The organism is Rhodanobacter sp. sgz306013, from assembly GCF_057031145.1.
Genome location: NZ_JBXCIJ010000001.1, coordinates 481,538 through 502,044 on the forward strand (window position 1 = coordinate 481,538; position 20,507 = coordinate 502,044).

The following is a 20,507-nucleotide window of genomic DNA, read 5'->3' on the forward strand; positions in this document are numbered from 1 at the left end:
ATCAGGCCCTGCCGGCGAACTCGCCCGTCAGCGTGTTCACCCACACCTTCTCGTCGTTGGTGATGTACTCGGGCACCTGGATCTCCACGCCGGTGTTGAGCTTGGCGGGCTTGGTGCGCTTGGTGGCACTGGCGCCCTTCAGTTCCGGCGCGGTGTCGACCACGGTGAGCACCACGCTGGTGGGCACCTGCAGGCCCACCGGGGCGTCGTCGATCAGCTGCACGTAGAAGCCTTCCACATCCTCGACGATGTAGCCGGCATTGTCGCCCACCAGTTCCGGGCCGAGCAGGTACTGGGTGTAGTCCTCCGCGTCCATGAACACGAAGGCGTCGCCGTCCTTGTAGGAAAAGTTCGCGGCGCGGCGCACCAGGTCCATCTCCTTCAGGTCGTCGTCGGCGCGCAGGCTGAGGTCGTACTTGCGCCCGCCCGGGATGGAATACAGGGTGAAGCGGAAGGTGACGTTGCCGCCGCGCGCGGTGGGCGAGCTGCGCTCGATGTCGCGCACCTGGTACACGGTGTCTTCGTGTTCGACCACGTTGCCTTTCTTGACGTCGGAAGCTTTCATGGGTGCCCGGGGGAGTAGTGATCTATTTGAAGAGTGCGGCCATGGATGGCCGCTCTTTGGCTGTCGCGCTCATGGACGAGCGTACCTACTTAGCCGCCAGGCGCACCGCGCCGTCGAGGCGGATGGTCTCGCCGTTGATGTAGCGGTTGCCGAGGATGAAGGCCACGGTCCGTGCGAACTCCTCCGGCTGGCCGAGGCGCGAGGGGAACGGGATCGACGCGGACAGCGATTCCTGCACCTGGGGCGGCATGCCGTCCACCATCGGCGTCCAGAAGATGCCGGGCGCGATCGTCGCCACGCGGATGCCGAAGCGCGCCAGTTCGCGCGCCATCGGCAGGGTCATGCCCACCACGCCACCCTTGGACGCGGAGTAGGCGGCCTGGCCGATCTGGCCTTCGTAGGCGGCCACCGAAGCGGTGTTGACGATCACTCCGCGCTCGCCGTCCTCGCCCGCCTCGTTGCCCTGCATCAGCGCCGCCGCGGCCTTGGCCACGTTGAAGCTGCCGACCAGGTTCACCATCACGGTACTGGCGAAAGTGGAGAGGGGCATCGGGCCCTCCTTGCCCAGTACGCGGCCGGCGCCGAGGATGCCGGCGCAGTTCATCACCACGTTGAGCCCGCCCATCGCCTCGCGGGCCGCGGCCACGTTGGCGGCCACGCCGTCCTCGCTGGTGACGTCGGTCTTGTAGAAGCGGGCGACGTCGCCCAGCGCCCTGGCGGCGGCCTGGCCCTTTTCCTCGTTGACGTCGAACAGCGTCACCCTGGCGCCGTGGGCGACGAGGTGCTGCGCCACCGCGTGGCCGAGACCGGAGGCGCCCCCGGTAATGATTGCCTTGACCTGATCGAGCTGCATGGGTGTCCCCGAAACGGATGCCGAAAGTCGGCAATGTTAGCCGAGCGGCGGCCGTTGCTGCTGGCTGAACGCGAAACCGGCCGACCCCCGGCGGTTCATGCCGGGTTGGGGCGGCGGAGACGAGTTTTGTGCCGGGTCGCACGGGGGAACCGGGCGACCGCCAGTACGATGCAGGCGGGTTCCATGATCCAGCGAGTGGAGATCGACATGAAGAAGCTGCAGAGTCTGTCTGTCGTGTGTGGCGTGATGCTGATGCTGGCCGGCGGCAATGCGCTGGCGCAGGACTACGACCACGGGCACGGCCGGGGGCATGACCGCCAACACCGGGACGACGGCGATCGCGGCCGTGGCTACGACGACGGGGGCGCTCGTTACGTGGGCCACGACGATGGCGATGATCGCGGCCACGACCACGGTCGCGGCCACGCCTACGGCCACTACAGGAACTGGCACGATCGCGGCGAGCACGAGGGTTGGTACCGGCGCGGCGGCTACCTGCCGGTGGAATACCGCAGTACCCGCTACGTGGTGTACGACTGGCGCGATGCCCACCTGCGCGAGCCGCCGCGCGGCTACCGCTGGGTGCGCAGCGACAACGGCGACTTCCTGCTGGTGGCGATCACCACGGGCGTGATCGTCGACCTGCTGCTCAATCACTAGGGCAAATCGGAACGGACGGCGCGCCAGCGATGCGGGCGCGCCTTTTTCATGGGCTTCGGCCAAGCAGGGCCTGCAGCGCCGGCGTTGTGGCGAGCGCCCCGAACGGCGTCACTGCCGGTGGCTGGGGCGACGCAGGTTGCAGCTCCTTCTGCCACACACCCACATCCCACCACCGCCCCAGTTTCCAGCCGCATTGCCGCCACACGCCGGCGGGCGCGAAGCCCAGCGACTCGTGGAAGGCCACACTGGTGGTGCCGGGGAGGGTGATCACGCCCACCGCCTGGGTAAGGCCTTGCAGGCACATCGTGTCGAGCAGGGTCCCGTAGAGCCGGCGCGCGATGCCGCGGCGTTGCGCGCCGGGGTGCACATAGATCGAGGTTTCGGCGATCCAGTCGTAGGCAGCGCGCTCGCGAAAGCGGCCGGCATAGGCATAGGCCAGCACTTCGCCGGCTTCCTCCCACACCAGCCACGGGTAGTGCGGCAGGCGGGCCAGGACACGGTCGCGCATGGCGTCGACACCGGGTACGACGTTCTCGAAGGTGGCGACGCCGCTTTCGACGTGCGGCGCGTAGATCGCGTGGATGGCGGTGGCATCGGCGGCGCGGGCAATCCGGATCATGGCTGGGCAGCTCTCAGCATGCTTCGTATTTCCAGTTGCGCCGCTTGCCCTCGGCCAGCCACTCCAGCGTGGTGGCGAGGCGCTTCTGGCGGGTGGCATCGGTCCTGGCCGCGGTGACCCAGTCGATGTACTCGCGTTGTGCGCCGGGCGGGAAACCTGCCCAGGCCTTGCGCGCGGCGGCGTGCTGCCGTTTCGCGAGCAGTGCGGCGAGGTCGTCGGGCAGGGTCGGCGGCGGTTTGCTGCCTATCTTGGGGCGCAGGTGCTTCACGCCAGCCTCGTTCAGCGCCATCGCCTTGCGGAGCAGGGCGACCAGTTCCTTTTTCGGCGGCAGGTCCTTCAGCGAGGCAAGCTTGCCGAACTGGCCCATGCCCTCTTCGCCGCTGCCGCCGGTGACTTCCTTCGACAGCCAGAAGCCGAAGCTGCAGTGCTGCTTGAACGCGGCCATGTGGCACATCGGCGCGCCCTTGTGGCTGAAGAACGGCATGCCCCACTTGATGCCTTCCTCCACCCCGGGGCAGGCCGCATGCACGATGGCGCGCAGGTGTTCGAGGATCGGCCGGGCGAACTCGGCGGACCTGGCGATATAGGCGTCGATGCGAGGATCGTGGTTCGCCATGGCCGGCCTCACAGCTCGCGGATGAAGAAGCGGTCGCAACTGAAATGCCCGGTGCCGCCCATCGGTGCGCACAACGGGGTGAAGCCCGACTTCGCATACAGCGCCTGCGCCGCGTCCATGCCGGTGAGCGTTTCCAGGTAACAGCGGCGGAAGCCGTGCGCGCGTGCCGCGGCCAGGCAACGCTGCATCATCGCCGCGCCGGCGCCGATGCCGCGCGCCTCCGGCAGGAAATACATCTTGCGCAGTTCGCACACGTCCGGTTCGCCGTTCGCCAGCGGTGCGATGCCACCGCCGCCGATCACCTTGCCGTCGCGCTCCACCACGAAGTAGCTGCTGCGCGGCTGCGCGTAGGCTGCACTCATCGTGTCCACCTCGGCGTCGTGGATGGCGAAGCCGGGGCCGTCGGCGCCGAACTCGGGCATCACCGCGCGGATGATCGCCGCAACCGCGGCGTCGTCGCGTGGCTCGATGGGGCGGATGAGGAACGGCGGCATGTCGGCTCCGGCGGTTGGCGAAACCCGATTATTCCATTCCCAGGCGGGGACGCCAGTGGCGGTGAATCCAACGGCACGGTTCGCTGCATCCAAGCCTTAGACATCCGCGCATGTGCGGACAGGACACCATCAGGAGAGCGCAATGAGGAACCACCCCATCCATGCCCGTTCGCCCAGGACGCGGCTGCGTTTGCTGGCTTTCGTCCTGGCCTGCGCGGCAGGCATGCCCGCGGCCATGGCGGCGACCCAGGCAATGAACCCCGCGCTGCCCGACACCTCGGTCGGAAAGCTCGCCGGCATGCTGGTCCGGCATATCGATGCCGACAATCCTGCGCAGATCCGCCAGTGGGCGCCCGGCATCCTGTCGACGTCCGTCGCCTCCGACGACAAGACGGACTTCATTACCGGCCTGGTTTCAGCCGTGCGTGACGAAGGCGGCGTGGACGTGTTCGACGTGCGCACGGACCCGCACCAGCCGGGGCTGCTCGAAGTCGCCGTCAAGGGACGACGCAATGGGCAAGCCGGCCTGTTCTTTCTGATCGCCGACCCGGCGCATCCGGGCCAGTTCGCGCAGGTGCACCTGGTCGGGATGGACAATCCGCTTTTTGCCGACTGGCCCAAGGGGCCGGTGTCGCATGCGGAGCTGGGAAAGCAGATACGCGCCGTACTGGACAAACTGGCAAGCGCATCCGACTTTTCAGGTTGCGTGACCGTTCTCGATGGCGGCGAAACCGTGTTCGACGAGTGCCGCGGCCTGGCTGACCGCAGCTTCAACGTGCCGGTCGATCACCAGACGAAGTTCCATGTCGGCTCGGTCGGCAAGATGTTCACCGCGGTCGCCATCGCGCAGCTGGTCGAGGCCGGCAAGCTGTCGTGGAACGACACCCTGGCGAAGTGGGTGCCGGAATACCCCGACCAGGCGACAGCGAAGAAGGTCACCGTGTGGGAGCTGCTGCACCACACCTCGGGCCTTGGCGATTTCATGGTGCCGGACTATTTCGAGCATGCCCAGCGCTACGTCAATCCGGCGGACTACCTGCGACTGATCGCCCGCCAACCCAAGGTGGGTGAGCCGGGCAAGGGGTTGAGCTACAGCAACGCCGGCTACGTCCTGCTCGGCCGCATCATCGAGAACGCTTCCAGCGAAAACTATTTCGACTATATCCAGCATCACATCTTCGAGCCCGCGCATATGGCGTCCAGCGGCTTCGACAGCGAGGACGAGATCGTTCCCGGGTTGGCGGTCGGCTACTACCACGACGACGGGGCGTTCTCCCGGAGGTGGAAGGCCAACTGGGTGCTGGGCGTCTACAAGGGCAGTCCCGCGGGTGGCGGTTATTCCACCAATGCCGACCTGTTGCGGTTCGCCGCGGCCCTGCACGGCGGCAAGCTGCTCAAGCCCGCCACGCTGGCGAAGATGTTCGACGGCGAGGTGCCGAATGAAGGCGGCCCCGGAGCCATTGGCGCCGGTATCGACGAACGGCTCTCGCACGGCCGCCACATTCGCGGCCACCAGGGCGGCATCGAAGGCACCACGGCCGACCTGGAGATGGTCTGGGAAACTGGTGCGGCCGTGGCCCTGACCAGCAACGAAGGGCCTTCGCAGCACTGGTTGCTGGCCGAACAGATTGCCGATCTGCTTGCCGCCGAAGGCGCGAAGAACTGAGTTCCGGAAAGCGCGTCGTTCTATCGCCCGTCATCGAAGCCGTACGGCTCGATACACCTGCTGGAGCAAACCCATGGAATTCCTTTTCATTCCCTTCGTCGTGATGTCGGCCCCGGTCCTCATCGTGCTGATCCTGCTGCGCTACCGCTATCTGCAGACGCAGGCGCGCTACCGCACCCTGATGCAACTGGCCGACAAGGGCGTGGAGCTGCCGCCGCAACTGCTGGTGGAGCCGCAGATTGCCTATTGCGAACGGCGCCGGGCGCTGGTGTTGATCAGCATCGGTCTCGGACTGATGGGGATGCTGCTCGCCTTGCCGGGCCAGCTCGACAGCGGCCGCAGCATCGGCAGCCTGTGGGGACTGGGCCTGCTGCCTCTGATGACCGGCCTGGGCTATCTCGCCAGCTGGTGGTTGAACCGGCGCGAAAGCCGGCATGACTGACGGTGATGTCGAGGCGCGCGTCGACCGGGCTCTGGTGGTGCGTGCCCTGCTGGACCAGGACCGCAGTGCGTTCGAGCAGTTGCTGCGCCGCCACCAGGGCATGGTGCGCGCGCAGCTACGCAGGCTGCTGCACGGCGACGAGGCCGCAGCCGACGACCTTGCGCAGGAAACTTTCCTGCTGGCATGGCGCAAGCTCGATCAGTTCCGTGGCGAGGCGCGTTTCTCCACTTGGCTTTACCGCATCGCCTACAGCTGCTTCCTGCAGGCAATCCGCAAACGACCATGGCCTGCAGGTGATGCAGACGATGGCGAATTCGACCGGTTGCCGGCCCCGCCGTCGCCGGTCGACCTGCAATTGGACGTCGAGCGCGCAATGCGGCGCCTTTCCGCTGCCGAACAGACGGTGCTGTTGCATTGCGTGCAGCTCGGCCTCAGTCATAAAGAGGCGGCTTACGTGCTGGCGATGCCGCTGGGCACGGTCAAGACCCATGCGCTTCGCGGCAAGGCGAAACTCAAGACGTGGCTTGCGGCATGGCAAACGAATAGCGAGGAGCACGCATCATGAGCGACTGGCGCGACGACGAAATCGAGGCGCTGCTGCGCCGGGGCTTCGACGGACCGGTATCCGACGCGGGTTTCAGCGAAGAGGTGATGCGGCGCTTGCCGCCGCGCCGTCGCCGCATCGCCTGGTGGCTGGGGGGCGGCCTGCTGGCCGGGACCGGCGCCAGTTGGCTCAGCCTGCTGCGTTCGCCATTGCTGCATGCCGGTTGGCGCGCCTGGCTGCGCGGCGACTGGTCGACCCCGGCGGTCGCGTTGCTGCTGGTGGCGGGCGGCCTGTCGCTGCTCGCTTGCTGGTGGTGTGCGCTCGAGGCCGACGAGCGTTGAAGCTGATCCGGGGCGTCAGGCCGCCGTGCGCGCCCGGGTGACGCGGCTGGCGGTGTCCTTGTGCAGCTGCGCCGACAGCCATGCGCCGGTGGCGACGAGCAGGTCGAGGTCCACGCCGGTCTGCATGCCCATGCCGTGCAGCATGTACACCACGTCCTCGCTGGCCACGTTGCCGGTGGCGCCCTTGGCGTACGGGCAGCCGCCGGTACCGGAGACCGCGCTGTCCACCACCCGCACGCCTTCCTCCAGGCAGGCGAGGATGTTGGCCAGCGCCTGGCCGTAGGTGTCGTGGAAGTGCACGGCCAGCGCGGCCATCGGCACCTCCTGCGCCACCGCGCGCAGCATCGCGCGCGCCTTGGCCGGCGTGCCCACGCCGATGGTGTCGCCCAGTGAGATCTCGCGGCAGCCGAGCTCGTGCAGGCGCTGCGCCACGCGCACCACGTCGCGCACCGGCACCTCGCCCTGGTAGGGACAGCCGAGCACGGTGGAGACGTAGCCGCGTACCGCCACGCCGTCGGCCTTGGCACGCTCCAGCACCGGCACGAAACGCGCGATGGATTCGTCGATCGACGCGTTGATGTTCCTGCGGTTGAACGCCTCGCTGGCGGCGGTGAACACCGCGATCTCGCCGGCGCCGACTTCGCGGGCACGCTCGTAGCCCTGCAGGTTCGGCACCAGTACCGGGTAGCTCACGCCCGGCACCTTGCGGATCCCTGCGTACACCTCGGCGGCGTCGGCGAGTTGTGGCACCCACTTCGGGCTTACGAAGCTGGTGGCTTCGATGGTCGTCAGCCCGGTGGAGGAGAGGCGGTCGATCAGCGCGATCTTCACCTCGGCCGGCAGCAGGGTCTTCTCGTTCTGCAGGCCGTCGCGGGCGCCGACTTCGACAATGCGGGCGTGCTGGTCTGTGTTCATGGTCCGGTTCAATCCGCGAAAGTCAGCGCCACGCGCTTGTTGTGGCTGCCCTTGTTCTCGATCCTGCTCACGCGCAGCGCGCCGACTTCGCCGGTGCGTGCCACGTGGGTGCCGCCGCAGGGTTGCAAGTCCACGCCCTCGATTTCCACCAGCCGGATCTGCGGCAGGTGCAGCGGCGGGGTGACCGACATGGTGCGGATCAGCTCCGGCCGCGCGGCCAGCTCGGCGCCGCTGAGGTGGCTGACGTGCAGCGGTGCGTCGTCGGCCACCAGGCGCTGCAGGCCCGCTGTGAGCTCGTGCGCGTCGAGCACGAGGTCGAGGCCGTCGAGGTCGAAATCCAGCCGGCCGCCATGGTCGGTGAGGTTGCCGCCGGTGACGCCGGCCTTGATCAGCGAGCCGAGCAGGTGCAGGCCGGTGTGCATGCGCATGTGGCGATGGCGGCGCTCCCAGTCCAGCGTCAGCGCGACCGGGGTGCCCGGCGCCAGTCGCGGTGCGTCGGCAGGCAACTGGTGCAGGATCTCGCGTGTCTCGCGGTCGCGGCGGGTGTCGAGGACGGGCCAGGCGCTGCCGTCCGCCAGGCGCAGCATGCCGGTGTCGCCCGGCTGGCCGCCGCCGACCGGGTAGCAGACGGTGTCGGCCAGCAGCAAGCCGGCCTCGTCGTGGCGCAGTACCTGCGTCGTGCATTCGCGCAGGTAGGGATCGTTGTAGAACAGTTCGGCCACGACGAAACTCCTGGGCAGGTTCAGCTGGCGAAGCGCACCAGCACCGCGTCGGCCTCGACGAAATCGCCTTGCGCCGCGCTCACGCTCTCGATGGTGCCGGCGCGCGGGGCCTTCAAGGCCAGTTCCATCTTCATCGCTTCCATCACCAGCAGCTCCTGGCCCTCCCCGACGCTGTCCCCCGACTTGGCCTTCACCAGCACGATGCGGCCGGGCATCGGCGCGATGACCTGGTTGCCGCCGCCGCTACCGGTGGATTTCCACGCGTAGGCCGCGGCGCGGTCGAGGCGCCAGCGACGGCCGGCGGCATCGTGCAGCAGCACGCGATGCGCATTGGCGCGCAGGTCGAAGCGCTCGGCCTCGTTGTCGAAGCGGGCGCTGAGTGTGGCGCCGTCCAGCCGCGCACCGCGCACCTCGCAGTCGTCCTCGCCGTGGCGCAGGCGATAGTCGCCGGCATGCCCATAGGCCTCGATCTCGAAACGCGACTCGCCGCGGGTGAAGGCAACGACGCGCCTGCCGGCATGGCCCACCCGCCACGCGTCGGCGCTGGCCCAGGGCGAATGCGGGTCGGCCGGGTTCGCCGCGACATGCGCTTCGTCGTGCAGCAGGGCTGCGGTGGCGGCGGCGAACAGCGTGCGCGCGCCGGGTTCGCTGTGCCCGCTGACGAATTCGTCGAGGTGGCGGTCGAGGTAGCCGGTATCGATGCGGGCTTCGACGACGGCGGGATGCCGCGCCAGTCGTTCGAGGAAGGCGATATTGGATTTCGGGCCCTCGATCTCGCACCGGGCCAGCGCCTCGCGCAGACGCTCCAGTGCCTGCGTGCGATCGGCGTCCCACACGATCAGCTTGGCGATCATTGGGTCGTAGAAGATCGTCACGGTGTCGCCTTCGATCACGCCGCCGTCGAGGCGAACGTGGCGCGACGGCGCCGGCAGGCGCAGGCTGAGCAGCCTGCCCGAACCGGGCAGGAAGTTCTGCTCGGGGTCTTCGGCGTAGATGCGCACCTCGATGGCGTGGCCGGTGGAGACCACTTGTTCCTGCGTCAACGGCAGCGGCTCGCCATTCGCCACACGCAACTGCCATTCCACCAGGTCCAGGCCGTGGGTAAGCTCGGTGACCGGGTGTTCGACCTGCAGGCGCGTGTTCATCTCCATGAAGTGGAAATCGCCCCTGGGCCCCACGATGAACTCCACGGTGCCCGCGCCCACGTAATTCACCGCGCGCGCGGCGGCGACGGCGGCTTCGCCCATCGCGGCGCGCATCTCGGGCGTGAGGAAGGGCGAGGGCGTTTCCTCCAGCACCTTCTGGTAGCGGCGCTGCGCCGAGCACTCGCGCTCGCCGAGGTGGATGACGTGGCCGTGGCGGTCGCCGAACACCTGGAACTCGATGTGCCGCGGCTGCTCGATGTAGCGTTCCAGCAGCATGCTGGCGTCGCCGAACGCGGACTGCGCCACACGCTGCGCGGTCGCCAGCGCCTCAGGGAATTCCGCGTCACTGCGAACGATCTGCATGCCCTTGCCGCCGCCGCCCGCCGAAGGCTTGATGATCAGGGGGTAGCCGATCCCGTGCGCCTGCTCGGCCAGGTACGCGTTGTCCTGGTTGTCGCCGTCGTAGCCGGGCACCAGCGGCACGGCGTGCTTCGCCATCAGTTGCTTGGCGGCGGCCTTGGAGCCCATCGCCTCGATGCTCTCGGGATCGGGCCCGATGAAGACGATGCCGGCGTCCTGGCAGGCGCGCGAGAACGCGGTGTTCTCGGAGAGGAAGCCGTAGCCGGGATGGATCGCCTGCGCGCCGCTCTGCTTCGCTGCGTCCAGGATGGCGTCGATCCGCAGGTAGGAGTCGGCCGGCCGCGGGCCGCCGATCGGCCAGGCCTCGTCGGCGAGGCGTACGTGTTGCGCGTCGCGGTCCGCTTCCGAGTACACCGCGATGCTGCGGATGCCGAGCCGGCGGCATGTGCGAATCACGCGGCAGGCGATCTCGCCGCGGTTGGCGATCAGTACGCGTTCGAACATGCGGGTTCCTTGGCCGGGGCAAAGCCCCGGAAAATTAGCAGATATGCCTCGTCGCGCCGATGCGCAGCGCAGCAAAGCCGCGTGCAACCCGGACAGTCGTCAGGAGGCGACCCACGCCGGCACACGCTTGTCGAGGAAGGCAGTGAGCCCCTCCTGGCCTTCCGTCGACACCCGCAGGCGTGCGATCAACTCGGCGTTGTGGTGGTCGATGCGTTCGGCGGCGCGTTCGTCGAGGCCGCCCATGCGGAAGGCCAGTTGCTTGGCCTCGCGTTGCGCCTCGGGGCCGGCCTTGGCCAGCAGCTTGAGCGCGAGGGCCACGGCATCGTCCAGCGCCCCGGGCGCAACCACCTGGTGCAGCAGGCCGATGCGCTGCGCCTCGCCGGCGTCGAACACCTCGCCGGTGAGGAACAGCCTGCGCGCCTGGCGCAGGCCGATCGCGGCGACCACGCAGGGCGAGATCACGGCAGGCACCAGACCCAGCTTCACCTCGGTGAGGCCGAACTTCGCGTCGTCCGCGCCGATCGCGATGTCGCAGCAGGCGACAAGGCCGACGCCACCACCGTAGGCCGCCCCGTTGACCCGGGCCAGGGTGGGTTTGGGGCAGAACTGCAGGCTGCGCATCAGCCGCGCCAGGCGCAGCGAGTCGTCGCGGTTCTCCTGCTCGCTGGCTCTGGCCATGCCGCGCATCCAGTTCAGGTCGGCGCCGGCGGAGAAGCTGGCGCCGCTGCCGGTGAGCACGATGGCACGTACCGTCCGATCGCGGCCGGCGTCCTCGATGGCGGCGGTGAGTTCGGCGATCAGCGCGTCGTCGAAGGCGTTGTGTACCTCGGGACGGTGCATCGCCAGCGTACGCACGCCGGCACGGTCGGTGATCTGTACGGATGTGGGCATGGCCGGATCCTGCGAGGGGAATCCCGTCATCTTAAATCGTCGCGAGACACGCCCAGGGCGGACCTGCAACACATGCGAAATGTGGTTACAATGCGAACTATTCTTATTTGAGGTCCGATCGACCGTGCGCTTGTCCGACTTGCCGAAGGGTGCCCTGGCCGTGGTGGATCGCGTGGACGATGCCCATGCGGACGACCCGATCGCGCAACGCCTGCGCGACCTCGGTTTCGTCGACGGCGAGCCGGTGCGGGTGGCGGCGGTGGCCCCGATGGGCGGCGACCCGCTGCTGATCCAGATCGGCTACACCCGCTTCGCCCTGCGCCGCGCCGAGGCGGCCAGGGTCAGCGTGCGCAGCGAGGTGGCGGCATGAGCGCCGACGCGCTGCGCATCGCCCTGGTGGGCAACCCGAACTGCGGCAAGACCGCCCTGTTCAACCTGCTCACCGGCGGCCGGCAGAAAGTTGCCAACTACGCCGGCGTCACCATCGAGCGCAAGGAAGGGCGCTTCGTGGCACCGTCCGGCCGCATGCTGCAGATCCTCGACCTGCCCGGCGCCTACAGCTTCGACGCGGTCAGCCCCGACGAGCAGATCACCCGCGACGTGCTGCAGGGCAACTACCCGGGCGAGACGCCGCCGGACCTGATCGTCTGCGTGGCCGACGCCACCAACCTGCGCCTGCACCTGCGCTTCCTGCTGGAGGTGCGGCGGCTGGGCCGGCCGGTGGTGCTGGCGCTGAACATGATGGATGCGGCGCGCCGGCGCGGCATCGCGATCGACGTGCCGGAGCTGTCGCGCCGGCTGGGGCTGCCGGTGGTGGAAACCGTGGCGGTCCGGCGCGGCGGCGCGCAGGCGCTGGTGGAGCGCGTGGACGGCGAGCTGCCCATGCCCGCGCCGGCGCAGGCCGACGACGCGGCCAGTCGCGCCGACCTGCATGCGCAGGTGCGCGAACTGCTCGCCGCCACGGTGAGCATGCCGCGCGCGACCGCGGCGCTGGACGACGCGCTGGACCGCTGGGCGTTGCACCCGGTGTTCGGCCTCGCCATCCTCTCGGTGGTGATGTTCCTGGTGTTCCAGGCGGTGTATGCCGCCGGCAAGCCGATGAGTGACCTGATCGGCGACGGTTTCGGCTGGCTGGGCGGGCACATTGCCGCGCTGATGCCGGCGGGGCCGCTGCAGAGCCTGGTGGTCGACGGCATCTTCGGCGGCCTGGGCACGGTGCTCGGATTCCTGCCGGTGATCCTTGTGCTGTTCTTCTTCATCCTGATGCTGGAGGAATCCGGCTACCTGCCGCGGGCGGCGTTCCTGCTGGACCGGCTGATGCTGTCGGTGGGGCTGACCGGGCGTTCCTTCATCCCGCTCTTGTCCAGCTTCGCGTGCGCGATCCCGGGCATCATGGGCACGCGCAGCATCCAGGACCCGCGCGACCGTCTCGCCACCATCCTGGTGGCGCCGCTGATGACCTGCTCGGCGCGGCTGCCGGTATACGCGCTGCTGATTGCCGCCTTCATCCCCGCGCACCGCGTGCTCGACGTGTTCAACCTGCAGGGGCTGGTGCTGTTCGCGCTCTATCTCGCGGGCATCCTCGGCGCGATGGCGGTGGCATGGGTGATGAAACACCTACATCGCGACCGCAGCGAGCACGCACTGCTGATGGAACTGCCCGCGTACCGGCTGCCCAAGCTGCGCGACGTGGCGATCGGCCTGTACGAGCGTGGCGCGATCTTCCTGAAACGCCTCACCGGCGTGATCCTTGCCCTGACCGTGCTGATGTGGTTCATCTCCAGCTTCCCGGCACCGCCCGCAGGCGCCACGCTGCCGGCGATCGACTACAGCTTCGCCGGCTACATCGGCCGCGGACTCGCGCGGATCTTCTCGCCGATCGGCTTCAACTGGGAGATGAGCCTGGCCCTGATCCCGGCGTTCGCCGCGCGCGAAACCGCGGTGGCGGCGCTGGCGACCGTCTACATGGTGGGCGGCGACGTGGCCGGCAACGGGCTGGCGCACGCCCTGGCAAGCCAGGTCTCGCTGCCCAGCGCGCTGTCGCTGCTGGTGTGGTTCGCCTACGCACCGCAATGCATGTCCACGCTGGCGATCATCAAGCGCGAAACGGCATCATGGCGCAACGTGGCGATCTCGTTCGGCTACATGTTCGCGATGGCCTATGCGGCCTCCTTGCTCACCTACCGGATCGCGAGTGCGCTGACATGAGCACCGGCCTGCTGGTCCAGTACATCGTGCTCGGCCTGATCGTGGCGGCCAGCGTGCTGGTGCTGATCCGCAAGCTCGCGCCGCAGCTCGGCAATCGCTGGCAGGCAGCGGTTTCCATCCGCCTGTCGCGCCGCGACTCGCGCTTCGCGAAGGCGCTCGGCCGCCGCCTGCAGCCGAAGCAGGCCACCGGCAACTGCGCCGATGGCTGTTCCACCTGTGGGGCGTGCGGCCCGAAGAAACCGGCTGCCGTGTCGCCGGTGCCGGATGCATCGCAGGGTCCCGGTGCTTCCGGCCAGGCACGCATGGTAGTGGAGCCGATGCCGCTGCACTTTCGAACCCGCGCCCAGTAGACGCAGGCGATCGACGGGGCGATGGCGTCCCTTCCAGTGAGCAGGTGCGGCAGCGACAGCCGCCTACATGCGGAACACACCGTAGCGCTGCGGCTCGATCGGCGCATTCATCGATGCCGAGATCGCCAGCCCCAGCACGCGGCGAGTATCCGCCGGGTCGATGATGCCGTCGTCCCACAGCCGGGCGCTGGCGTAGTACGGATGGCCTTGGCGCTCGTACTGCTCGCGGATCGGCGCCTTGAAGGCGTCCTCTTCCTCCGCGCTCCAGCTCTTGCCGGCTGCTTCGATACCGTCGCGCTTGACCGTGGCCAGCACGCTGGCGGCCTGTTCGCCGCCCATCACGCTGATCCGGGCGTTGGGCCACATCCACAGGAAGCGGGCGCCGTAGGCGCGGCCGCACATCGCGTAGTTGCCGGCGCCGAAGCTGCCGCCGATCACCACGGTGAACTTCGGCACGTGCGAGCAGGCCACCGCGGTGACCATCTTGGCGCCATCCTTGGCGATGCCGGCCTGTTCGTACTTCTTGCCCACCATGAAGCCGGTGATGTTCTGCAGGAACACCAGCGGCACGTTGCGCTGGTTGCACAGTTCGATGAAGTGCGCGCCCTTGAGTGCGCTCTCGGCGAACAGGATGCCGTTGTTGGCGACGATGCCTACCGGGTAGCCGTGGATGTGCGCGAAGCCGCACACCAGGGTCTTGCCGTAGCGCGCCTTGAACTCGTGGAACGCCGAGCCGTCGACGATGCGCGCGATCACCTCGCGGATGTCGAACGGGCGCCGGGTGTCTTCCGGTATCACGCCGTACAGTTCGTCGGCCGGGTATTTCGGCTCCGCCGGCTCGCGCAGCGCCAGCGGCATCGCCTTGCCGCGGTTGAGGCTGGCCACGATGTCGCGGGCGATCGCCAGCGCGTGCGCGTCGTTCTCGGCGTAGTGGTCGGCGACGCCCGAAATGGAGGTATGGACGTCCGCGCCGCCCAGTGTCTCGGCATCGACCACCTCGCCGGTGGCGGCCTTCACCAGCGGCGGGCCACCGAGGAAGATCGTGCCTTGTTCGCGCACGATGATGGTTTCGTCGCTCATCGCGGGAACGTACGCACCGCCGGCGGTGCATGAGCCCATCACCACGGCGATCTGGGGGATGCCCAGTCCGCTCATGCGCGCCTGGTTGTAGAAGATCCGGCCAAAGTGCTCCTTGTCCGGGAACACCTCGTCCTGCATGGGCAGGAAGGCGCCGCCGGAGTCGACCAGGTAGATGCAGGGCAGCCGGTTCTCCAGCGCCACTTCCTGCGCGCGCAGGTGCTTTTTCACTGTCATCGGGAAGTAGGTGCCGCCCTTCACCGTGGCGTCGTTGGCCACCACCACCACCTCGATGCCGTTGACGCGGCCGATGCCGGTGATGAGGCCGGCTGCGGGCGCGGCATCGTCGTACATGCCATGCGCGGCGAGCGGCGAGAGTTCGAGGAAGGGAGAGCCGGGGTCGAGCAGGGCGCGGATGCGCTCGCGCGGCAGCAACTTGCCGCGCGCGACGTGCTTTTCGCGGGCCTTGGCGCCGCCGCCTTCGGCGCTGCGCGCCAGTTCCCGGCGCAGCTCCTCGGTGAGCGCGCGCAGACGCGCACTGCTGGCCTGGAACTCGGGAGAGCGGGGATCTACCTGCGAGACGATGACACTCATGCGCGGCGGCCGTCGAGATGAAACCGTGGATGATACCGGCTGCATCGTGCGGCGAAATCGCCACGCCAGAAAATCCGGCGGACGAATGCAGAGGGGCATCCAAAAAAACGGCCGCGCGAGGCGGCCGTTCTTTCGAACCTCAAAGCTGCGGATCAGTGCTTCATCGCATCCTTGGCCTTGCCGGCGGCGTCCTTCGCGGCACCGGCGGCGTCCTTCGCAGCGTCGGCAGCCTTGCTGGCGGCATCGGAGGCGTTGTCGGCGGCGCTCTTCATCTTGTCCATCGCGTTGGCGGCGGTACCGGCAGCAGCCGGGGCAGCAGCGGTGGAAGCCGGGGCGGCGGCGGTGGAGGCCGGAGCGGCGGCGGTGGCGGCCGGAGCAGCCTGCTCGGCAGCCTTCTGCGCCTGGTCGGCGGACTGCTGAGCCTGGTCAGCAGACTGCTGGGCGTTCTGCGCGGAATCCTGCGCGCCGTTGCTGCAAGCCGCCAGCAGCGCGACGAGCGCGGAGGCGAGTAGGGTACGCGTAAACTTCATGGTGGATCTCCTTTGCCGTGGAATGCCGAATGGCCGTTTATTAATAGCGCTTTCCCGCGTCCTGCGCCATAACTTTCGCAGAGTCGCTTCAGACTCCGTTGAAAGCGGATTCAACGCGCTTTCAGCGGGACAGTATCGAAACGCGGTCGTTATGGCTGCGTGATTCAGGCCAGGCACTCCACCGCGATCGCCGTGGCCTCCCCGCCGCCGATGCACAGGCTGGCGATGCCGCGCCTGAGGCCGCGGGTTTTCAGGGCATTGAGCAGGGTCACCACCAGGCGGGCGCCGCTGGCGCCGATCGGGTGGCCGAGGGCGCAGGCGCCGCCGTTGACGTTGAGCTTGTCGTGCGGGATGCCGAGTTCCCTGATCGGCGCCATCGCCACCACCGCGAACGCCTCGTTGACCTCGAACAGGTCGACATCGCTGATTTTCCAGCCGGTTTTCTCCAGCAGCTGCTGGATCGCGCCCACCGGCGCCGTGGTGAACCATTCCGGCTCCTGCGAGTGGGTGGCGTGGGCCACGATGCGGGCCAGCGGCTTCAGGCCGCGCGCCTTGGCGTCGTCGGCCGACAGCAGTACCACCGCCGCGGCACCGTCGGAGATGCTGGACGAGCTCGCCGCCGTGATCGTGCCGTTCTCCTTGCGGAAGGCGGGCTTGAGCGAGGGGATCTTGGCGATGTCGGAACGGCCGGGCTGCTCGTCGGTGTCCACCACCACGTCGCCCTTGCGGCCAGCCACGGTGACCGGGACGATCTCGCCGGCGAACGCACCGGACTGCTGCGCGGCCAGGGCGCGCTTCACCGATTCGGTCGCGAACGCATCCTGCTCTTCCCGGCTGAAGTGGTACTTGTCGGCGCACAGCTCGCCGAACACCCCCATCGCCTTGCCGTCGTAGGGGTTGGTCAAGCCGTCCCAGGCCATGTGGTCGACCAGCTTGCCGTCGCCGTAGCGGATGCCGGTGCGGGCCTGCACCATGTGCGGCGCGTTGGTCATCGACTCCATGCCGCCGGCCACCACGACGGCCGCCGAGCCGGCCTTGATCAGGTCATGGCCCAGCATGATCGCCTTCATGCCCGAGCCGCAGACCTTGTTGATGGTGGTGCAGCCGGCAGCCGGCGGCAGGCCGGCTTCCAGCGACGCCTGGCGCGCCGGCGCCTGGCCGAGGTTGGCCGGCAGCACGCAGCCCATGATGACCTCGCCGACGTCGGCGGCGCCCACGCCGGACTGTTCCAGCGCGGCCTTGATCGCCGTGGCGCCCAGCTTCGGCGTGGGCACGCCGGTGAACTGGCCGAGGAAGGAGCCGATGGCGGTGCGCTTGGCACCGGCGATGACAACACTGACGTCGGACATGGGGGGTCTCCGCGAACACGAATGGCGCATGGCGCCGGGGAAGCAGCCCGTGGATTATCGCAGCCGATGGCGCAGTGCGGCAAACCGGTTGGCGGCACGCCCGCAGGGCTGGTCACCGCCTCTGCCCGGATCGGCGTTGTGCCACACTGCGCTTCCACCGGAGCCGTGCCGACAGGCGTAGCCGAGGCCGTGACTCTTCGAGGTGGCGGGCGTCGTCCAGGGAGCAGGGGAGAGGTCATGAAATCGCAAGGGGAATGGGCCGCGCGCGGCCTGCGTTGTCGCCGGCTGGCGGTTGCCGTCGGCATGGCACTGGGCCTGGCGGCCTGCGGCGGTGGCGGCGGCGGCGGCGTCAAGCCGACCCCCGCAGCACCGCCACCCGCCTCGACCGCGCCGCCGCCGCCGCCGCTGGACGCCCAGTTGTCGATCACCAACACCTACAACGCCCACAACGCCGGCTACACCGGCGCCGGCGTGACCATAGGCGTGGTGGACAGCGGCATCATGCGCAGCAACCCGACCGTGGGCAGCCGGGTCACGCAGGAGCTGGTCTACGTCGATCCCTCGGCCAACAACACCAGCATCGACGACGTGGTCGGCCACGGCACCTGGGTGTCGGAGATCGCCGCCGGCACGGCGTTCGGCAAGTTCCCCGGCGGCATCGCGCCGGGCGCCAGCCTGGTCTCGGCGCGCATCATCGCCGACACGGCGCCGAAGGACGACGGCTCGGGCAACGGCAACCAGGTGACCGCGACCGACGCCGCTTTCTTTGCACAAACGCTCAATCCGGCGCTGATCAATGCCGGGGTGAACGTGATGAACAATTCCTGGGGCGGCATCTACTGGGATACCACCAACGCCTCGATCAACCAGGCCTTCGGCCAGGCCTACCAGCCGTTCGTGCAGCAGCACGGCGGCCTGGTTGTGTTCGCGGCAGGCAATGATTCGAAGAGCGACCCCAGCGACATTGCCAGCCTGCCCACGCTGGCGCCGGGCCTGGGCCTGGACAAGGGCTGGCTGGTGGCGGTGGCGGTGAACAGCAACAGCCCCACCCAGCTGGCGAGCTATTCCAACGCCTGCGGCCGCGCGATGAGCTACTGCCTGGCCGCACCCGGCGACGTGATCGTGCTGGACAAGGACACCACGGCTTCCAGCACTACCCAGAAGTACTGGCAGGTCAGCGGCACCTCGTTCGCCGCGCCGCAGGTGTCGGGCGCGGCGGCGCTGGTGTGGCAGGCCTATCCGTACTTCAGCAACGACCTGGTGCGGCAGACCCTGCTCGGCACCGCCGATCCGCTGGGCGGTTCGCAGCCCAACGCCACCTTCGGCTACGGCGAGCTGGATGTGGGCCGGGCGGTGAACGGGCCGATGCAGTTCAACTGGGGCGACGTCACCGTCAGCTTCAGCGGCACCTCGAACTGGAACAACCCGATCTCCGGCGCGGGCGGCCTGATCAAGCAGGGCACGGGCACACTCAACCTTACCCAGCCATCGACTTATACCGGCCTCACCCAGGTGCAGGCCGGCACGTTGACCGCCAAGGCATTGGCCGGCGCGGTCACGGTGGCCAGTGGCGGCACGTTGGGGATCCCCGCAGACAGCAACCTCTCCGTGGGCGGCAACTATGTGCAGGCTGCCGGCGGCACTTTGGCGGTTTCACTGGGCTCGGCGTTGAACGTGGCCGGTACGGCGAACATCGCCGGCAACCTGCTGGTGACCGGTACCAACACCGGCTACACGGTGAATTCGCATACCGTCGTGCTCACCGCCCAGCAGGGGCTTACCGGCACGTTTGCCGCGGTGAACCCGGCCTCGAACGTGCTGCTCATGGACACGCCTGGTTACGACGCAACCAGTGCCTGGCTTAATGTCAGCCAGGTGACCGTGACCGCTGTGCAGGGCGCCAGTTACACCGCCGCCTCGTATGGTGCGGCACAGCGCGTGGATGCGGCTTTCGGGCAAATCAACACACAGGTGGGCACGGCAGCGGCATCGGGCAGTCCGGCGTCCAGCGGCTTCATCGCCGGTGCGGCCAGCCTGCAGCAGACGGCCACGCTGGCCCAGCTGCAAAGCTCGCTGGAAAGCCTCTCCGGCCAGCTGCACGCGGCCAGCGCGGCGATGACTTTCGAGGCGATCGATGCCGGCACGCGGGCGCTGTCCAGCCGTTTCGAGCAATTGCTCGACACCCCGCAACCCGGCGCGTGGACGCAGGGGCTCGGCTACCACGGCGACATGTCGCGCAGCGGCTACGGCAACGTGGGCTACGACCTCAGCGGCTGGCTGGTGGGGCAGGACTTCCGCCTGGACGGCAGCGGCGTGGCCGGTTTCGCATTGAGTCGCAGCCAGGGCCTGGGCCGCCTGACCGAGAGCGCCGACCAGGGCTACAGCCATGCGATCGAAGGCATGCTCTACGGCGGCACGGTGCGCGGCGCCTGGTACGCGATGGGGCGCCTCGGCGTGGGCAGCTACCAGGAAACCATGCGCCGCCAGCTGCAGCTGGGCAACCGGTTCGGCGGCGTGAGCAGCGACAGCCGCGGTCGCTATGGCGTGGTCTACGGCGAGAGCGGCTACCGGTTGTGGCTGGGCGATACCCGCGTCACGCCTTACGCGAACCTGGAATATGCGCAGATCAACCGCGACGGCTTCGACGAGCTGGGCGGCGACGGCTTCGGCCTGAAGTCCGGCGCACTCACCACCGCGCGCTGGCAGGCGGGGCTGGGCCTGCGTGCCGACCGCGGCTGGCAGCTGCCGCACGGCGGCAACCTCGACCTGCAGGGACGGCTGGCGTGGCAGCAGTCCTTCGGCCTGCGCGGCGCCGTGTTCGACGCCAGCTTCAGCGGCGTGAACCAGTGGGCGCCGCTGGGTGGCATCGGGCTCTCGCGCTACGGCGGCGTGGCCGGCGCCACGCTGGACTGGAGCATGAGCCCGCGCAGCGACCTGACGCTCGGCTACGACCACTACTTCGGCCAGTACAACGAGGCGACGATGGCCACGTTGAACTACCGCTGGTCGTTCTGAAGAACCGGCCCGGCGACGGTGCCGCACGGCATCGTCGCCGGAGCTGT

Annotated in this window: 21 protein-coding genes; 9 read left to right on the forward strand and 12 right to left on the reverse strand. The window is 68.6% G+C overall.

Going from position 1 to position 20,507, the window contains the following annotated elements; all coding sequences use genetic code 11:
* Position 1 precedes the first annotated feature (1 nt).
* A complete protein-coding gene (efpL, locus tag AC2EWF_RS02260; RefSeq protein WP_483637728.1) occupies positions 2-565 on the reverse strand; it encodes an elongation factor P-like protein EfpL in 564 nt (187 codons plus the stop codon).
* An 85-nt stretch (positions 566-650) separates the two neighbouring features.
* Positions 651-1,418, reverse strand: coding sequence for an SDR family NAD(P)-dependent oxidoreductase (locus tag AC2EWF_RS02265; protein ID WP_483637729.1), 768 nt, complete (start codon positions 1,416-1,418; stop codon positions 651-653).
* 183 nt (positions 1,419-1,601) lie between these two features.
* Here AC2EWF_RS02265 and AC2EWF_RS02270 point away from each other — a divergent pair, with 183 nt between their 5' ends.
* Positions 1,602-2,078 carry an RcnB family protein gene (locus AC2EWF_RS02270; RefSeq protein ID WP_483637730.1) on the forward strand — a complete coding sequence of 159 codons (477 nt, stop codon included), beginning with the start codon at positions 1,602-1,604 and terminating at the stop codon, positions 2,076-2,078.
* 46 nt (positions 2,079-2,124) lie between these two features.
* On the opposite strand, the gene AC2EWF_RS02275 is transcribed toward AC2EWF_RS02270, so the two are convergent.
* Genes AC2EWF_RS02275 through AC2EWF_RS02285 form a run of 3 tightly spaced genes read right to left on the reverse strand, consistent with a single transcriptional unit; the run spans position 2,125 to position 3,807 of the window.
* Positions 2,125-2,697: an N-acetyltransferase family protein gene (locus tag AC2EWF_RS02275; RefSeq protein WP_483637731.1), complete on the reverse strand. Its 573-nt coding sequence runs from the start codon at positions 2,695-2,697 to the stop codon at positions 2,125-2,127.
* 13 nt (positions 2,698-2,710) lie between these two features.
* Entirely contained in the window at positions 2,711-3,313 is a 603-nt protein-coding gene (locus tag AC2EWF_RS02280; protein ID WP_483637732.1) for a YdeI/OmpD-associated family protein, read from the reverse strand.
* Between the two features lie 8 nt (positions 3,314-3,321).
* A complete protein-coding gene (locus AC2EWF_RS02285; protein ID WP_483637733.1) occupies positions 3,322-3,807 on the reverse strand; it encodes a GNAT family N-acetyltransferase in 486 nt (161 codons plus the stop codon).
* 142 nt (positions 3,808-3,949) lie between these two features.
* Here AC2EWF_RS02285 and AC2EWF_RS02290 point away from each other — a divergent pair, with 142 nt between their 5' ends.
* From AC2EWF_RS02290 to AC2EWF_RS02305, 4 genes are all read left to right on the forward strand, one after another.
* On the forward strand, positions 3,950-5,473 hold the full coding sequence (locus AC2EWF_RS02290; RefSeq protein WP_483637734.1) for a serine hydrolase domain-containing protein: 1,524 nt from the start codon (positions 3,950-3,952) through the stop codon (positions 5,471-5,473).
* A gap of 73 nt (positions 5,474-5,546) precedes the next feature.
* A complete protein-coding gene (locus AC2EWF_RS02295) occupies positions 5,547-5,915 on the forward strand; it encodes a DUF6249 domain-containing protein (RefSeq protein ID WP_483637735.1) in 369 nt (122 codons plus the stop codon).
* A gap of 37 nt (positions 5,916-5,952) precedes the next feature.
* Entirely contained in the window at positions 5,953-6,480 is a 528-nt protein-coding gene (locus AC2EWF_RS02300; protein ID WP_483637736.1) for an RNA polymerase sigma factor, read from the forward strand.
* The gene (locus AC2EWF_RS02305) at positions 6,477-6,800 is read left to right on the forward strand and encodes a hypothetical protein (RefSeq protein WP_483637737.1); all 324 of its coding nucleotides are present in this window, start codon (positions 6,477-6,479) and stop codon (positions 6,798-6,800) included. Before AC2EWF_RS02300 ends, AC2EWF_RS02305 begins: the two co-directional genes overlap by 4 nt.
* 15 nt (positions 6,801-6,815) lie before the next feature.
* Here AC2EWF_RS02305 and AC2EWF_RS02310 read toward each other — a convergent pair whose 3' ends face one another.
* The 4 genes from AC2EWF_RS02310 to AC2EWF_RS02325 form a co-directional block, all read right to left on the reverse strand.
* Positions 6,816-7,715 carry a hydroxymethylglutaryl-CoA lyase gene (locus AC2EWF_RS02310; RefSeq protein ID WP_483637738.1) on the reverse strand — a complete coding sequence of 300 codons (900 nt, stop codon included), beginning with the start codon at positions 7,713-7,715 and terminating at the stop codon, positions 6,816-6,818.
* Positions 7,716-7,723: 8 nt separating this feature from the next.
* Positions 7,724-8,437 (reverse strand): alanyl-tRNA editing protein, encoded by a 714-nt coding sequence (locus AC2EWF_RS02315; RefSeq protein ID WP_483637739.1) that lies wholly within the window; start codon positions 8,435-8,437, stop codon positions 7,724-7,726.
* Positions 8,438-8,457: 20 nt separating this feature from the next.
* The gene (locus AC2EWF_RS02320; RefSeq protein ID WP_483637740.1) at positions 8,458-10,446 is read right to left on the reverse strand and encodes an acetyl/propionyl/methylcrotonyl-CoA carboxylase subunit alpha; all 1,989 of its coding nucleotides are present in this window, start codon (positions 10,444-10,446) and stop codon (positions 8,458-8,460) included.
* Between the two features lie 99 nt (positions 10,447-10,545).
* Positions 10,546-11,337 carry an enoyl-CoA hydratase-related protein gene (locus AC2EWF_RS02325; protein ID WP_483637741.1) on the reverse strand — a complete coding sequence of 264 codons (792 nt, stop codon included), beginning with the start codon at positions 11,335-11,337 and terminating at the stop codon, positions 10,546-10,548.
* Between the two features lie 124 nt (positions 11,338-11,461).
* Here AC2EWF_RS02325 and AC2EWF_RS02330 point away from each other — a divergent pair, with 124 nt between their 5' ends.
* The 3 genes from AC2EWF_RS02330 to AC2EWF_RS02340 are packed head-to-tail and all read left to right on the forward strand — an operon-like array spanning position 11,462 to position 13,895.
* A complete protein-coding gene (locus AC2EWF_RS02330) occupies positions 11,462-11,707 on the forward strand; it encodes a FeoA family protein (RefSeq protein WP_483637742.1) in 246 nt (81 codons plus the stop codon).
* The gene (feoB, locus tag AC2EWF_RS02335; RefSeq protein ID WP_483637743.1) at positions 11,704-13,545 is read left to right on the forward strand and encodes a ferrous iron transporter B; all 1,842 of its coding nucleotides are present in this window, start codon (positions 11,704-11,706) and stop codon (positions 13,543-13,545) included. Before AC2EWF_RS02330 ends, feoB begins: the two co-directional genes overlap by 4 nt.
* Positions 13,542-13,895, forward strand: a complete 354-nt coding sequence (locus tag AC2EWF_RS02340) for a DUF6587 family protein (RefSeq protein ID WP_483637744.1) — start codon at positions 13,542-13,544, stop codon at positions 13,893-13,895. Before feoB ends, AC2EWF_RS02340 begins: the two co-directional genes overlap by 4 nt.
* A 63-nt stretch (positions 13,896-13,958) precedes the next feature.
* On the opposite strand, the gene AC2EWF_RS02345 is transcribed toward AC2EWF_RS02340, so the two are convergent.
* The 3 genes from AC2EWF_RS02345 to AC2EWF_RS02355 all read right to left on the reverse strand — a co-directional run bounded on the left by AC2EWF_RS02345 (position 13,959) and on the right by AC2EWF_RS02355 (position 17,445).
* A complete protein-coding gene (locus tag AC2EWF_RS02345; RefSeq protein ID WP_483637745.1) occupies positions 13,959-15,566 on the reverse strand; it encodes a carboxyl transferase domain-containing protein in 1,608 nt (535 codons plus the stop codon).
* Between the two features lie 152 nt (positions 15,567-15,718).
* A complete protein-coding gene (locus AC2EWF_RS02350; protein ID WP_483637746.1) occupies positions 15,719-16,096 on the reverse strand; it encodes a hypothetical protein in 378 nt (125 codons plus the stop codon).
* A 164-nt stretch (positions 16,097-16,260) separates the two neighbouring features.
* Complete coding sequence (locus AC2EWF_RS02355; protein ID WP_483637747.1) at positions 16,261-17,445, reverse strand: thiolase family protein; 1,185 nt, start codon at positions 17,443-17,445, stop codon at positions 16,261-16,263.
* A 237-nt stretch (positions 17,446-17,682) separates the two neighbouring features.
* On the opposite strand from AC2EWF_RS02355, the gene AC2EWF_RS02360 reads away from it, so the two are divergent.
* Positions 17,683-20,460 (forward strand): S8 family serine peptidase, encoded by a 2,778-nt coding sequence (locus tag AC2EWF_RS02360; protein ID WP_483637748.1) that lies wholly within the window; start codon positions 17,683-17,685, stop codon positions 20,458-20,460.
* The last annotated feature ends 47 nt before the right edge of the window (positions 20,461-20,507 follow it).